This window comes from Oceanobacillus manasiensis (genome assembly GCF_000724085.1).
Lineage (GTDB): Bacteria > Bacillota > Bacilli > Bacillales > Amphibacillaceae > Oceanobacillus_B > Oceanobacillus_B manasiensis.
This window is the reverse complement of sequence record NZ_CCDL010000001.1, coordinates 1,725,861-1,739,565: the sequence shown is the minus strand read 5'-3', so window position 1 is coordinate 1,739,565 and position 13,705 is coordinate 1,725,861. Positions and strand designations below refer to the sequence as shown.

The 13,705-nt window shown below is 39.1% G+C and carries 12 protein-coding genes; 2 read left to right on the top strand and 10 right to left on the bottom strand.

The window, feature by feature from the left end; genetic code table 11:
- Positions 1 to 41: 41 nt before the first annotated feature.
- The 5 genes from smpB to secG form a co-directional block, all read right to left on the bottom strand.
- The gene (smpB, locus tag BN985_RS08520) at positions 42 to 506 is read right to left on the bottom strand and encodes an SsrA-binding protein SmpB (RefSeq protein WP_042222570.1); all 465 of its coding nucleotides are present in this window, start codon (positions 504 to 506) and stop codon (positions 42 to 44) included.
- Positions 507 to 578: 72 nt separating this feature from the next.
- Complete coding sequence (gene zupT / locus BN985_RS08515; RefSeq protein ID WP_042223060.1) at positions 579 to 1,388, bottom strand: zinc transporter ZupT; 810 nt, start codon at positions 1,386 to 1,388, stop codon at positions 579 to 581.
- A 535-nt stretch (positions 1,389 to 1,923) separates the two neighbouring features.
- On the bottom strand, positions 1,924 to 4,095 hold the full coding sequence (gene rnr, locus BN985_RS08510; RefSeq protein ID WP_084157482.1) for a ribonuclease R: 2,172 nt from the start codon (positions 4,093 to 4,095) through the stop codon (positions 1,924 to 1,926).
- Between the two features lie 49 nt (positions 4,096 to 4,144).
- Entirely contained in the window at positions 4,145 to 4,891 is a 747-nt protein-coding gene (locus BN985_RS08505; RefSeq protein ID WP_042222567.1) for an alpha/beta hydrolase, read from the bottom strand.
- 162 nt (positions 4,892 to 5,053) lie between these two features.
- Positions 5,054 to 5,287 (bottom strand): preprotein translocase subunit SecG, encoded by a 234-nt coding sequence (gene secG, locus BN985_RS08500; RefSeq protein ID WP_042222565.1) that lies wholly within the window; start codon positions 5,285 to 5,287, stop codon positions 5,054 to 5,056.
- A gap of 171 nt (positions 5,288 to 5,458) precedes the next feature.
- Between secG and BN985_RS08495 the strand changes: the two genes are divergently transcribed.
- Complete coding sequence (locus BN985_RS08495) at positions 5,459 to 6,382, top strand: alpha/beta hydrolase (protein ID WP_042222563.1); 924 nt, start codon at positions 5,459 to 5,461, stop codon at positions 6,380 to 6,382.
- A gap of 106 nt (positions 6,383 to 6,488) precedes the next feature.
- On the top strand, positions 6,489 to 8,201 hold the full coding sequence (gene ptsP, locus BN985_RS08490) for a phosphoenolpyruvate--protein phosphotransferase (protein ID WP_042222561.1): 1,713 nt from the start codon (positions 6,489 to 6,491) through the stop codon (positions 8,199 to 8,201).
- Between the two features lie 78 nt (positions 8,202 to 8,279).
- Here ptsP and BN985_RS08485 read toward each other — a convergent pair whose 3' ends face one another.
- From BN985_RS08485 to tpiA, 5 genes are all read right to left on the bottom strand, one after another.
- Complete coding sequence (locus tag BN985_RS08485) at positions 8,280 to 8,867, bottom strand: nitroreductase family protein (protein ID WP_269635269.1); 588 nt, start codon at positions 8,865 to 8,867, stop codon at positions 8,280 to 8,282.
- 58 nt (positions 8,868 to 8,925) lie between these two features.
- On the bottom strand, positions 8,926 to 9,885 hold the full coding sequence (locus BN985_RS08480) for a nucleoside hydrolase (RefSeq protein WP_042222560.1): 960 nt from the start codon (positions 9,883 to 9,885) through the stop codon (positions 8,926 to 8,928).
- 154 nt (positions 9,886 to 10,039) lie between these two features.
- Positions 10,040 to 11,326, bottom strand: a complete 1,287-nt coding sequence (gene eno, locus BN985_RS08475) for a phosphopyruvate hydratase (protein ID WP_042222558.1) — start codon at positions 11,324 to 11,326, stop codon at positions 10,040 to 10,042.
- A 62-nt stretch (positions 11,327 to 11,388) separates the two neighbouring features.
- Positions 11,389 to 12,924: a 2,3-bisphosphoglycerate-independent phosphoglycerate mutase gene (gene gpmI / locus BN985_RS08470; protein ID WP_042222556.1), complete on the bottom strand. Its 1,536-nt coding sequence runs from the start codon at positions 12,922 to 12,924 to the stop codon at positions 11,389 to 11,391.
- Positions 12,924 to 13,679, bottom strand: a complete 756-nt coding sequence (gene tpiA / locus BN985_RS08465; protein ID WP_042222555.1) for a triose-phosphate isomerase — start codon at positions 13,677 to 13,679, stop codon at positions 12,924 to 12,926. Before tpiA ends, gpmI begins: the two co-directional genes overlap by 1 nt.
- Between the last annotated feature and the right edge of the window lie 26 nt (positions 13,680 to 13,705).

Here is a 13,705-nt window from a genome sequence, read left to right as displayed (position 1 = left end):
CCATTTTTCGCGAATTTGTCAAGAATACGGCGGTACTACAGCTATCTCATATGATCCTTTATAGCCCTATCAACGTCACGTTTCATCTGTTTTCGCTTCAGGTCTTCACGTTTATCATATTTCTTCTTACCTCTTCCAAGACCTATCAATATTTTGGCAAAACCATTTTTAATATATATCTTTAATGGAACGAGAGCGTATCCTTGTTGCTGAGTTAGGCCAATTAACTTATCAATTTCCTTTCGGTGCAATAAAAGTTTTCTCGTCCTGGTAGGGTCATGGTTATATCGATTTCCCTGCTCATATTCTGCAATATGAAGATTTATAAGCTTTACTTCCCCGCGATCAATCCTTGCATGGGAATCCTTGATATTGACCCTTCCTGCTCGAAGTGATTTAATTTCGGTCCCTTGCAGTACAATTCCTGCTTCATATGTGTCTTCGATAAAATATTCATGTGATGCTTTCTTGTTCGTTGCGATTGCGTTACCATGTCCTTTTGGCATGTGAATTTCCTCCTACTGCTTACGTGAACCTTATTCTATCAAAAATAGAGGCAGAATCCAATCAGAATCCATTTAAATAATTAGCAGTAAACTCAATGCCATGACTGCCATGCCACCAATTAGGCCATAAATCGAGATATGAGCTTCATCATATTTTTGTGCTGCAGGTAACAGTTCGTCAAGCGAAATAAATACCATAATTCCTGCAACCATTGCAAAGATAACTCCAAACATAATGTCATTTAAAAAAGGCATAAGAATTAAAAATGCTACTACAGCTCCAATAGGCTCAGCCAATCCTGATAATAAGGATAGTTTAAAAGCTTTCTTTTTATCCCCTGTTGCATAATAAATTGGAACCGAAACGGCAATCCCCTCTGGAATGTTATGAATAGCTATTGCAATCGCAATTACAAGGCCTAGTGCTGGATCCTGAATAGTAGATACGAACGTAGCAATACCCTCTGGAAAATTGTGAATAGCAATTGCCAATGCTACAAAGGTACCCGTCTTAAGTAATTCTGGGTCCTTAATGGCAGCGCTTGGTTTCTTCATATCTTCAATTTTCTTCAGTTCATGTGGGTTTGTTTGTTTAGGAATCAAGCGATCTATCAATGTAATAAGGAGCATTCCAGCAAAAAAAGAGCAAACGGTAAGCCAGTTTCCTCCCACGTCCCCCAACTCTCCAACAAGCGATTCCTTTGCTTTTACAAAAATATCAATCATAGAAACATAAATCATCACACCTGCTGAGAAACCAAGAGCAAAGGATAAGAACTTTGTATTAGTTGTTTTCGTGAAAAATGCCAGTAAACTACCTATCCCTGTAGCAAGCCCGGCAAACAAGGTAAATAAAAAGGCCAGCAGTACCTCTTGTGTCATGGTCGTATCCCCTTTGTTGTAAAATGTACCTCCCTCACGAACAAGCAGTAAAAGATTTATGGAAGGATCTACAATGTTCATATACTTGTTCTTCTATAGAAAGAACATATTCTCAGCTTATTACAGTTTCCCCTAAATGGAAGCTTGTTTTTTAAAATAATCTGATTTTATCACGTTAACTATTTAGTAGTGTAAGGGAACAAATGATTTACGTCAACAATATAGTTTGCTATGTGCAACTTTAAAAGAACAAATGAAGAGGCTGGGATAAAAATTTCTCTTAACACTTGAAAACCCGAACTAGGCAAATCTTTGGATAAAGGTTTGCCTAGTTCGGGTCTTTTGATTTTAGCGTAGGTAGAACGCGGAGACTCCAACGGGAACAGCACGAGTCCGAAGACCCCGCAGTGGGGCCCTTTCCACGAGGAGGCTGAGACCGTGCCCGTGGAAAGCGAAGTGTTCTGCCGAAGCGATGCTAAAAAGTATTATTCGTATTAAGCGTTGATAATTTGATTATGTCCCAGCCTCTTCTTATCTATCTAGCTTTTTTGTTTTTTGTTTTTCTACGCTTTTTTTGGTTCGGATTTTCTTCTCGAGCTATTTCAAAATCGATTGCCCGTTCATCAATATTTACGCTAGCTACCTTTACCTTCACTTCCTCGCCAATTCGATAAATATTACCAGTTCTCTCGCCAATCATGGCATGACTTTTTTCATCATAATGGTAATAGTCATCTGTTAAATAGCTGACATGCACAAGGCCCTCTATGGTATTCTCAAGCTCTACAAATAATCCAAAATTTGTTACTGAGCTGATAACACCAGTATATTCTTCACCGATCTTATCCTTCATGAATTCCGCTTTTTTCAGATCATCGGTTTCTCTTTCCGCATCAACTGCAGTACGTTCCCTTTCACTTGTATGCCTTGCAATCTCAGGCATCGCTTCTTTCCAATAATTCACTGTCTTTTTGTCCATTTGTTTGTTAATTAAATAGGTTCGAATAAGTCGATGGACAATAAGATCTGGATACCGTCGAATCGGCGAAGTAAAGTGTGTATAGAACTCTGTAGCCAGTCCGAAGTGTCCAATGCTTTGCGGATCATACTTTGCCTGCTTCATGGATCGCAGCATCAACTTAGATACGATCATTTCTTCAGGTTTACCCTGGACATCCTCAATTACTTTTTGTAAGGCTTGTGGGTGTATTTCATTACTAGTACCTTTCACCGCATACCCTAATCCTCCAAGAAACTCAAAGAAATTTTGTAGTTTTCCTTGATCTGGTTCTTCGTGGATGCGATGAATAAAGGGAACATCCATCCAGTGGAAATGCTCGGCAATCGTTTCATTCGCTGCAAGCATAAATTCTTCGATTAGACGTTCTGCGACAGATCGTTCTCGTAAAACCACATCCTGTGGAACTCCTTTTTCGTCTACCAATACTTTGGATTCTTTAAAATCAAAGTCGATAGCGCCTCGTCCCATTCTTTTTCGATTAAGTACAGACGCAAGTTCACCCATCTGTTCAAAAAACGGCACAAGGTCCTTGTACCTCTCCATAACTTGCTCATCTTTATCAACAAGTATTTTATTCACATCACTGTACGTCATGCGTTCATTTGTTTTAATCACACTTTGGAAGATTTCATGATTCACAACGTCCCCAGATGATGTGATTTCCATCTCGCAACCCAACGTTAAACGATCCACTTTCGGATTTAATGAACAAATTCCATTCGAAAGACGATGTGGGATCATCGGAATTACTCGATCTACTAGGTATACACTCGTCCCTCTCTCAGAAGCTTCTTTATCGATAGGGCTATCCTTGTCAACATAGTAACTAACATCCGCAATGTAAACTCCAAGCTTGTAATTACCATTGTCTAGCTTTTTAACTGAAACGGCATCATCCAAATCTTTTGCGTCAGCTCCATCTATGGTAACAATCGTTTCATCCCTTAAGTCACGGCGGTCTTTTAATTCCTCCTCTGCGATGGTTTCAGAGGTGTTTGTAGCCTGTTCTAATACTTCATCGGGAAAGTCCACTTGTATTCCATGCTTATGAATAATGGAGATAATATCAATGCCCGGGTCATTTTTATGACCGAGTATATGAATGATTTCCCCCTCAGCACTCTTATGCTTTTCAGGATACTTCGTAATATGTGCGATGACCTTATGTCCACTCACAGCACCATTCGTAGCACCCTTTGGAATGAAGATATCATTTGGAATACGTTTGTCGTCTGCTATAACAAAGCCAAATGAACGATTGTCTTCAAACGTTCCCACTACTTGCAGTGTTGCACGTTCCAATATGCGAATGACCGTTCCTTCTGGCCTTTGACCATCCTGATCCTTTTTCTCAAGACGGACAAGCACCTTATCATTGTTCATAGCAGATGCCAGGTCAGAATGGTGAATGTACACATCTGTTTGTCCCTCGTCATCCGGGATTAGAAAAGCGAATCCCTTTGCATGCATCTGAATCCTTCCCCGAACAAGATTCATTTTTTCCGGAAGGCCAAACCTGTTTTTTCTCGTTCGTACAAGTTCTCCTTCATCCTCAAGTTCATTTAGAGCTTTCACTAATTCCTTAAATTCTACAGCGTCCTCTACTTCTAACACTTCTTCCAATTCATCTACGGATAATGGCTTTGTCCCATTTTCTTTAAAATAATTTCGTAATCTCTCTTTCATTCGCTCACCTTCTTTCATTATTATTATTTACCTTTTATATGAGTTATAATCATACTTCCCAATTAAGCTGCTCAAGAAACTGATGTACTTCATGGAAGACCTCTTCCTTTTCTTTTCCCATCGTAATCACATGGCCGGAATTCTCAAACCATTTTATTTCTTTAGTGTCGGCTTCTACCTGCTCATAAATGTAAGTGGCACTATCTGTATTAATCATTTCATCTTTTGTAGCCTGAATTACCAGTGTTGGTGTATAAATAGTATCAATTTCATTCTTCACTTCAGTAATAAAGTTTCCAAGTCCATGAAAAACATCACCTGAATTTTCCATAAGCTCTTCTAATTCAGAGGTGATCGTTTCTTCATCTTTACCTTCTAATTGCTTGTACTCTTTTGAGAAAGCCTTAAACCCTTTGGTCAACTGTGTTTCATTATCAAAGAACATTGGGGAACACATCGTCATTACTGCTTTCGTCTGTTCCGAATAAGCAAGTTTTAGTCCCAGTACACCACCAAGGGAGAGCCCAGCCACGGCAATCTCCTTATAACCTAACTCTTGCAAGTGTTTATAAGCCTGTTGTACATCTTCCCACCATTGTTCTGGAGTTGCTTTTATAAGTTCTTCTGGTGGCAAACCGTGACCTCGGTAAATCGGGGCATGGCTTGTATAGCCTTGCTTCTCAAGATAGCGTCCTAACATTCTTACATCTGCTGAGTGGCCGGTAAAACCATGTAATAATAATACCGCTCGTGGTCCTGCTTCAAACGTAAATGGTTGTGGTTGTTTTACTTTCATTAGTGCTGCATCTCCTTTATCTGTATATCACTTGTTAGCCGTTCAAAAAGTATGGAGTTTTTTATCCTCTTACTTTTTCGAACCTTCTATTTCTACTTTACCCTTTTTTGTTCCATAATAAAAAGCAATAACCCTTATCACTTAGTGTGATAAGGGTTATTGTTATTGTAGAATATATGCGCTTAAAAATGCTAATACGAAAAACAAAATACCTGTTACAATTGTTCCTCTATGAAGAAAAAGATCGGCACCTCTAGCTTTCTGTTTACCGAATAACTGCTCAGCCCCGCCAGAAATCGCACCAGACAGTCCTTCACTTTTCCCTGACTGTAGTAATACAAAGACAATCATAATAATTGCATCAATAACTAATAATACATGAACTAATGCTTCCATTTATGCAAGACACCCCCAGATACTAAAACACAAACAACCCGCTGCTTGCGCCGAATATACAATACTTAACTCTACTTTAGCACAATAGTGTTTTGTATAGCAAGTCTATTTTAATTGAAGTAATGTTATAATAGATTCACGTTTTCCTAGTCATTCAAAGGGGTGAAGTAAATGATACAAGAAGATTGGATTTTAGGAACAGACAATACGGAAATCTATTTAAAAAAGTGGTATGACCCTAACCAACAACCTAGAGCCATTATTCAACTGGCACACGGAATGGTAGAACATATTAATAGATATGATGAATTTGCGGAACAATTAGTGGAAATGGGGTTTTATGTGTACGGTAACGACCACCGAGGGCATGGAAAAACTGGTGAACGTCAGGGCTTACTAGGGTATTTTTCTGAAAGCGAAGGATTTTATAAAACGACAGAGGATCTGGTAATGGTAACAAAGGAAATAAAAGTAACACACCCCTCTGTTCCAATTATTCTTTTCGGACATAGTATGGGATCCTTTTTAGTTAGGTACTATATTCAAGAACATAGTCATGAAATCCACGCGGCAATTCTTTCGGGTACCGGGTACTTTCCTTCCTTACAAACGTATGCTGGAAAATTGCTTGCCAATCTGCTCCCAGCAAAAGAACCTTCTGAACTAATGAATTGGCTTGCTTTCGGCCGTTACAATAAAAATGTTAAAAATAAACAGACTAAGGTAGACTGGCTAACACGAAATGAAACGGCTGTACAGGATTATGAGCGTGATCCATTAGCAGGTTTTACCCCAACAGCCCGTTTTTTCTATGATTTGATGTCTGGCCTTATCGCAATACAGAATCTCAAAGGACATCAATCTATACGGAAAGACCTTCCTATTCTGTTAATAAGTGGTAAGGAAGATCCTGTCGGCCAATTTGGTAAGGGCGTATGGAAAACTGCTCATTTATTTAACCAGTCAGGGCTCGAGCAAGTTACTACCATGTTATTTGAGGATGGAAGGCATGAATTGCTATTTGAGTTGAATAAGGATGAGGTCTATGAAGCAATTGAAAGATGGATTACGGACAGTTTAAGTACCAAATTTTAATTCTTGTGTAATAACGAGCAAGCGTTTAGAATAGACACTGGAGTGTATAAACGTATATAACGGTTTTATCGCTAATATTTTTTTGCATTAAGAAAGGTTGGTCAAAATGACAAATGTTCAAGGAATCGCTGCATCATCCGGTATTGCTATAGCAAAAGCATACCAGCTGGAAACACCAGATCTTTCATTTGAAAAGAAATCAATTGATAATCCACAAGTGGAAATAGAGAGATTGGAACAAGCACTTAACGTTTCTAAGCAAGAACTAGAAAAAATCAAAGCACATACAAAGGAACAGCTTGGTGACGAGCATGCAGAAATTTTTTCTGCACACTTGTTAGTACTAAGTGACCCTGAATTAATAAACCCGATGAAAGACAAAATCAAGGCGGACAATGTAATGGCAGAGGCAGCTCTTGAGGAAACTGCTAATATGTTTATTGACATGTTCAAGGCAATGGACAATGAGTATATGAGAGAGCGTGCTGCAGATATTCATGATGTAACACAACGTGTAATGGCTCATTTACTTGGCGTGACGTTTCCTGACCCTGCACTAATCAATGAGGAAGTAATCGTAATCGCCAAAGACTTGACACCTTCTGACACTGCCCAATTGAACCGCGAATTCGTAAAAGGATTTGCTACAGACATTGGTGGCCGTACTTCCCACTCAGCGATTATGGCTAGATCACTTGAAATCCCGGCTGTTGTTGGAACAAAAGAAATTACTTCTTCTGTTTCCAAAGATGATATGATCATCGTAGACGGAATGGAAGGAAAAGTTATTATTAACCCATCTGAGGAAGAAATTGCAACTTACCGTGAAAAACAAGAAACATTTGAAAGACAAAAAGAAGAATGGGCTAAGTTAAAAGATGAGCCAACATTCACTTCTGATGGAGAACAAGTAGAGCTTGCAGCCAATATTGGTACACCAGAAGATGTAACAGGTGTGCTTAATAATGGCGGAGAAGGCATCGGCCTTTATCGTACGGAATTCCTTTACATGGGTAAAAATGAGCTTCCTACAGAGGACGAGCAGTTTGATGCTTACAAATCTGTATTAGAACAAATGCAAGGCAAACCAGTAGTAGTTCGTACATTAGATATTGGTGGAGACAAAGAACTTAACTACTTAGATTTACCAAAAGAATTGAACCCATTCCTTGGCTTTAGAGCAATTCGCTTCTGCTTGGAAAATGAAGATGTTTTCCGTCCACAGCTGCGCGCATTATTACGTGCAAGTGTTTACGGAAACTTAAAAATCATGTTCCCAATGATTGCGACGATTGAGGAATTTAGAAAAGCAAAAGAAATTCTGCTTGATGAAAAAGAAGCACTTAAAAATGAAGGAAAAGACGTTTCCGATGATATTGAAGTAGGAATTATGGTGGAAATCCCTTCAACAGCAGTAATTGCGAAACAATTTGCTAAAGAAGTAGATTTCTTCAGTGTTGGTACGAATGATTTAATTCAGTACACAATGGCAGCAGACCGTATGAACGAACAGGTTTCTTACCTTTATCAGCCATACCATCCAGCTATCTTAAACCTCATTAATAATGTTATTGAGGCAGCTCACAGTGAAGATAAGTGGGTCGGTATGTGTGGAGAAATGGCTGGAGAACCACTAGCTATTCCAATTCTACTAGGTCTTGGACTTGATGAATTCAGCATGAGTGCAACTTCTATCCTGCCTGCACGTACACAACTGAAAGAGCTATCCAAGAAAAAACTTGCTGCAAACAAAGACAAGATCCTTTCTATGGGAACAGCAGAAGAAGTATTAGAATTTGTAAATGAGTTAATTAAGTAAAGAATTATCGTAAGAATATTAAAGAGCCGCATGGGATCCGAAAATTATTTTCGTATCTCATACGGCTTTTTCTTTTGTCTATTCATCTATAAACTCCAATTTTTCTTCAATTGGCGTTCTTCCTTTGTCACGTGGTACTTTGTTTGGATAACCTAATTGTAGTACGGCGGCAATTTTCATCTGGTCTTCTTTTATCTCGATCTTTTGTGCGAACTCTTGATCATGCATGTATGGTGTAATGGTCCACAACATACCAACCCTAAATTCCCAAGCAGCAAGCTGGGCATTCTGTATAAACGCACATACCGCAGCATAATCTTCTTCATAGCGAATGGGGTCTTCCTCTGCTTTAAAATAAATGACAGCATGATGAGGAATTGCTAGCAAGAATTGTCTCATAGACTCTTTCATCTTCATTGTTTTAGGACCCGTGTCTTTACGTAACATACCAATTCTTTCATAGCTTAACAAGATTTCATCGACAAAAGCGTGCTTCCCTTTTCCTTGAAATAATTTAACTTTCCATGGTTCTTTCATATAGTGTGTGGGAGCATAGCTTGCATATGTAAAGATTTCCTTCAATATTGCTGACTTTACCTCCTCTTTTTTAAAGGTATGAACTGATCTTCTGTTCTTTATCGTATCTAATATAGAAATGAGTCTCACATCCTGCCGATTCTATTTAGATATAGCATAGCAAGTCTTGCTTTTATCGGTCAACGGCTTAGTTAAAACGCTGACCACTCATTACGGTCATAAAATCAATAAAGAACTGGTTATAGTTTAATTGGAAGGCGATGTCATGTTTCTTTGGCTCTACTTCTCCATCTGTAAGAAATGGTCTGATGTCGGCAATACTTTGCCCGCGTTCTGTACCTTCTGAAGCTTGCACAATATGTACTGGCAGTCTTTCATATGTAAGCATCCCTGGTTTGATTACAGCCATTAAAGTTAACACATCATGTAAGGGGCTACCAGTGCTTGCTGGATTTCTTTCTTTATAGAAATTATAATAATAATCCAATAGCGGTTTTACAATATCTATTGGTCCGTATGCATCAATATAGTCTACCATTTTTGGTGTTGCAATTGCTTTCTCTGTTACGTTTAATGGAACTATTTTTAAATTCTCTGCATAACGGAGTACTACCTGTGCAGCAACAGGGTCACCATAAAAATTGGCTTCTGAAACAGCTGTAATATTACCTGGAACCCAAAATGCACCCCCCATGATATAATAACCTTTTACCGTTTTCATTAAATCGCCATATAGAAGAAACATGGTTGCTAATGAGGTTAAACGGCCAATATTAACAATGATTAAATCGTCATGTTCTTTCATGATATCCACGATTTCATGAAAATTCTCTGTGATACCATTCATGAAATTTACAGGAGGTATAATTGGCCCTAAACCAAACTCTCCGTGAATCTCATGGACGTATTCAGGAAGTTCCCCAGTCATTGGTGCTTCTGCACCTACAATTACGGTTACTTGTTCTGTCATTTCACTGCTTAATAATGTTCGCACATATTGGATATTAGCCAATGCATTCTCCCTTGAGATATTCCCATAGTCAGCAACTACTCCAACCACGTCAATATCATCATTGAGATAGGCATATATCATTGCGATCGTATCATCGATTCCAATATCGCCAAAAAGCAAAACCTTTTGTCCCACTTTTATCTCCTCCTGTATAATTTTTACACCATATCCCATATTATTTAATTATGTTTTGTCCTATACTAGGTGAATTAGAATTGCATAAGTATGGAAACAAAAAAAAGCACCACCCTTGCTTCTTTGCAAGGGTGGTGCTTCATACTGAGTTTCCTTATTTCTTCAGGTTATAGAATGAATCTAATCCACCATATACGCCTAGACCAGCTAATTCATCTTCAATACGAAGTAATTGATTGTACTTCGCTACACGGTCTGTACGAGAAGGTGCTCCTGTTTTAATTTGTCCAGCATTTGTTGCAACAGCGATATCTGCGATTGTTGCATCTTCTGTTTCACCAGAGCGGTGAGAGATAACTGCAGTATATCCAGCGCGTTTCGCCATTTCGATTGCTTCAAATGTTTCAGTTAGTGTACCGATTTGGTTTACTTTAACAAGAATGGAATTACCTACACCTTGCTCAATACCTTGTGCAAGCTTCGCAGTGTTTGTAACAAACAGGTCATCTCCAACTAGTTGAACACGGTCACCAAGACGGTCTGTCAATAGTTTATGGCCTTCCCAGTCATTTTCATCAAGACCATCTTCAATCGAGATAATTGGGTATTTATTTACCATTTCCTCATACCAGTCTACCATTTCAGCAGAAGTACGAACAACACCCTCACCTTTTAGATTATATTTACCATCTTCGTAAATTTCGGAAGCAGCAACGTCCATTGCAAGTTTCACTTCTTCACCTGGTTTGTAACCAGCTGCTTCAATTGCTTCTACAATTGTTTGAAGTGCTTCTTCATTGGAACCAAGGTTTGGAGCAAATCCACCTTCATCACCAACACCTGTGTTATAACCTTTTGAGTTAAGAACTTTTTTCAATGAATGGAAAATCTCAGCACCTGTACGTAATGCTTCTTTGAAAGTTGGAGCAGCTACAGGCATAACCATGAATTCTTGAATATCAACATTGTTATCAGCATGCTCTCCACCGTTAACGATGTTCATCATTGGGGTTGGCAATGTTTTTGCATTGAACCCACCAAGATAGTTGTAAAGTGGCACTTCTAGATAGCTAGAAGCTGCATGTGCTACAGCCATGGATACACCAAGAATAGCATTTGCGCCTAATTTTCCTTTATTTTCAGTACCATCAAGCTCAATCATTAGAGCATCAATGATGTTTTGACGTGTTACATCAATTCCTACTAATTCTGGAGCAATTACTTCATTAACGTTTTGTACTGCTTTTTCAACACCTTTACCTAAATAACGGTCTTTATCACCATCACGAAGTTCAACAGCTTCGTATTCTCCAGTGGAAGCACCACTTGGTACAAGGGCAGATCCAAATGCACCAGACTCTGTGAATACTTCAACCTCTACTGTTGGATTACCGCGTGAATCAAGTACTTCTCTTGCATAAACATCTGTAATATATGGCATGTAAATCTCTCCTTTTTTGGTTTCTAATTTTATCTTACCTGACTTTTATTAAGATAGGCAACTTACTTTAGTAAAGATTTTCCTGACATTTCCTCTGGCTTTGCTACATCAAGCAGATCAAGTAGTGTTGGAGCAAGGTCTGCCAGGATTCCGCCGTCGCGTAATGCTGCATCCTCTTTTGTTACAATAACAGGCACTGGATTCGTCGTATGTGCTGTCATTGGGTCTCCGTCTACTGTAACTACTTCATCTGAATTACCGTGATCAGCGGTAATAATAGCATTTCCACCTAGAGAAGTAATTTTGTCCACAATCTTACCTAAGCATTCATCCACTGTTTCAATCGCTTTAATAGTTGGTTCAAGCATTCCGGAATGCCCCACCATATCAGGATTTGCGAAGTTTAGGATAATCGCGTTTTGATTGCCTTCGTCAAGCTCTTTTAATAGCGCGTCTGTTACTTCGTAAGCACTCATCTCGGGTTTAAGGTCGTATGTTGCGACCTTTGGAGAATCAATTAAGATACGTTTCTCTCCTTCAAACTCCTGCTCACGTCCGCCACTCATAAAGAAAGTAACGTGCGGATATTTCTCTGTTTCAGCAATACGCAATTGGTTTAAATTGTTTTGAGCCAATACTTCACCAACCGTGTTATCAAGATTAATAGGCTCATAAGCCACATAACCATCAACTGTTTCACTGAAGTTAGTTAACATAACGAAGTCTAGATCCTTCGGTACGTTTTCACCTCTGTCAAAATCACGGAAATCTTTATTGGCAAACGTACGCGAAATTTGAATCGCTCTGTCCGGACGGAAATTATAGAAGATAACCGAATCTTCGTCATTTACCGTACCAACAGGATTGCCACTTTCATCTGTTATTACCGACGGTAGCACAAACTCATCATAAATGCCATTCTCATAGGAATCGTCCACTACTTGTTCAGCACTTGAATAAGTTGGACCATCACCATAAACCATCGCGTCATACGCTTTCTTAACGCGTTCCCAACGCTTATCTCTGTCCATGGAATAATAGCGACCTGAAACCGTAGCAATTTTCCCTACACCCAATTCTTTCATTTTTTCTTCTGTTTGGGCAAGATACTTTTTAGCAGATTGTGGACCAACATCTCGTCCATCTAAAAATGCATGTACGTAAACCTCTTCTAATCCACTGTCTTTAGCTAGCTTTAGTAATGCAAACATATGGCTAATATGACTATGCACACCACCATCAGATAAGAGGCCGAAGATATGCAACGCTTTGCCTTTTTCTTTAGCTGAACGAATTGATTTTAAGAAAGCTTCCTTCTCAAAAAAGTCGCCTTCTTTAATAGAAAGGTTTACTCTGGTCAAACTTTGGTAAACGATTCTACCTGCACCAATATTTAAATGCCCTACTTCGGAATTACCCATTTGACCATCAGGCAGGCCTACAGCCTCCCCGCTTGCCGTTAGCTGATTATGAGCATATTTTTCCCAATATCGGTCGAAATTTGGGGTATTAGCTTGTTTTACTGCATTTCCCATCTCTTCATCACGAAAAGCGAAACCATCAAGAATAATCAATGCAGCTAATTTATTTTGTGTCATTATTTACCAGCCTCCACGAGCTGCAAGAATGAGTCTGCCTCCAGACTTGCTCCGCCAACTAGGGCGCCATCAATATCTGATTGAGCAAGTAATTCACTAATGTTTGCAGGCTTAACACTACCACCATATTGAAGAACAACTTTTTCTGCTGTCGCTTCTGATGTAACTTCTTTTACGACATTACGGATGTGTGTACAAACTTCATTTGCTTGCTCACTTGTTGCCGTTTTACCAGTACCGATTGCCCAAATTGGTTCGTAAGCAATGATAGTTTCTGCTACTTGCTCCTCGGAAAGTCCTTCTAAGGCAGCTTTTACCTGGTTTCCTACATGGTTCATTGTTTCATTTGCTTCACGTTGATCAAGTGTTTCACCAACACAAACGATTGGAGTAAGATCGTGTTTGAATGCAGCCTGGGTCTTTTTATTTACAGATTCATCTGTTTCTGCGAAAAGTTCTCTGCGCTCAGAATGGCCAAGTACCACATGTGTCACACCAAGATCTTTTAACATTACAGGACTTACTTCGCCTGTGAATGCGCCACTTTCTTCAAAATGCATGTTTTGTGCAGCGATTTTCACTGGTGAATTTTTTGTTTGTTCAACTAAACTCGCAAGGAATGGATATGGTGCACAAACAATTGCTTCAGTTTGATCAGATTGAGGTGCTTTATTTACAACTTCCCCAACGAATTCAGTTGCCTCAGACAACACTTTGTTCATTTTCCAATTACCTGCAATCACATTTTTACGCATACGATCACCTCTTCAATAAATTTTAG

What these genes read in the sequence shown, in the direction of transcription:
- tpiA (WP_042222555.1), bottom strand. Translation starts at nt 13,679, where the DNA reads ATGCGTAAAAATGTGATTGCAGGTAATTGGAAAATGAACAAAGTGTTG.
- eno (WP_042222558.1), bottom strand. Translation starts at nt 11,326, where the DNA reads ATGCCATATATTACAGATGTTTATGCAAGAGAAGTACTTGATTCACGC.
- gpmI (WP_042222556.1), bottom strand. Translation starts at nt 12,924, where the DNA reads ATGACACAAAATAAATTAGCTGCATTGATTATTCTTGATGGTTTCGCT.
- rnr (WP_084157482.1), bottom strand. Translation starts at nt 4,095, where the DNA reads ATGAAAGAGAGATTACGAAATTATTTTAAAGAAAATGGGACAAAGCCA.
- ptsP (WP_042222561.1), top strand. Translation starts at nt 6,489, where the DNA reads ATGACAAATGTTCAAGGAATCGCTGCATCATCCGGTATTGCTATAGCA.
- BN985_RS08495 (WP_042222563.1), top strand. Translation starts at nt 5,459, where the DNA reads ATGATACAAGAAGATTGGATTTTAGGAACAGACAATACGGAAATCTAT.
- BN985_RS08505 (WP_042222567.1), bottom strand. Translation starts at nt 4,891, where the DNA reads ATGAAAGTAAAACAACCACAACCATTTACGTTTGAAGCAGGACCACGA.
- secG (WP_042222565.1), bottom strand. Translation starts at nt 5,287, where the DNA reads ATGGAAGCATTAGTTCATGTATTATTAGTTATTGATGCAATTATTATG.
- smpB (WP_042222570.1), bottom strand. Translation starts at nt 506, where the DNA reads ATGCCAAAAGGACATGGTAACGCAATCGCAACGAACAAGAAAGCATCA.
- zupT (WP_042223060.1), bottom strand. Translation starts at nt 1,388, where the DNA reads ATGACACAAGAGGTACTGCTGGCCTTTTTATTTACCTTGTTTGCCGGG.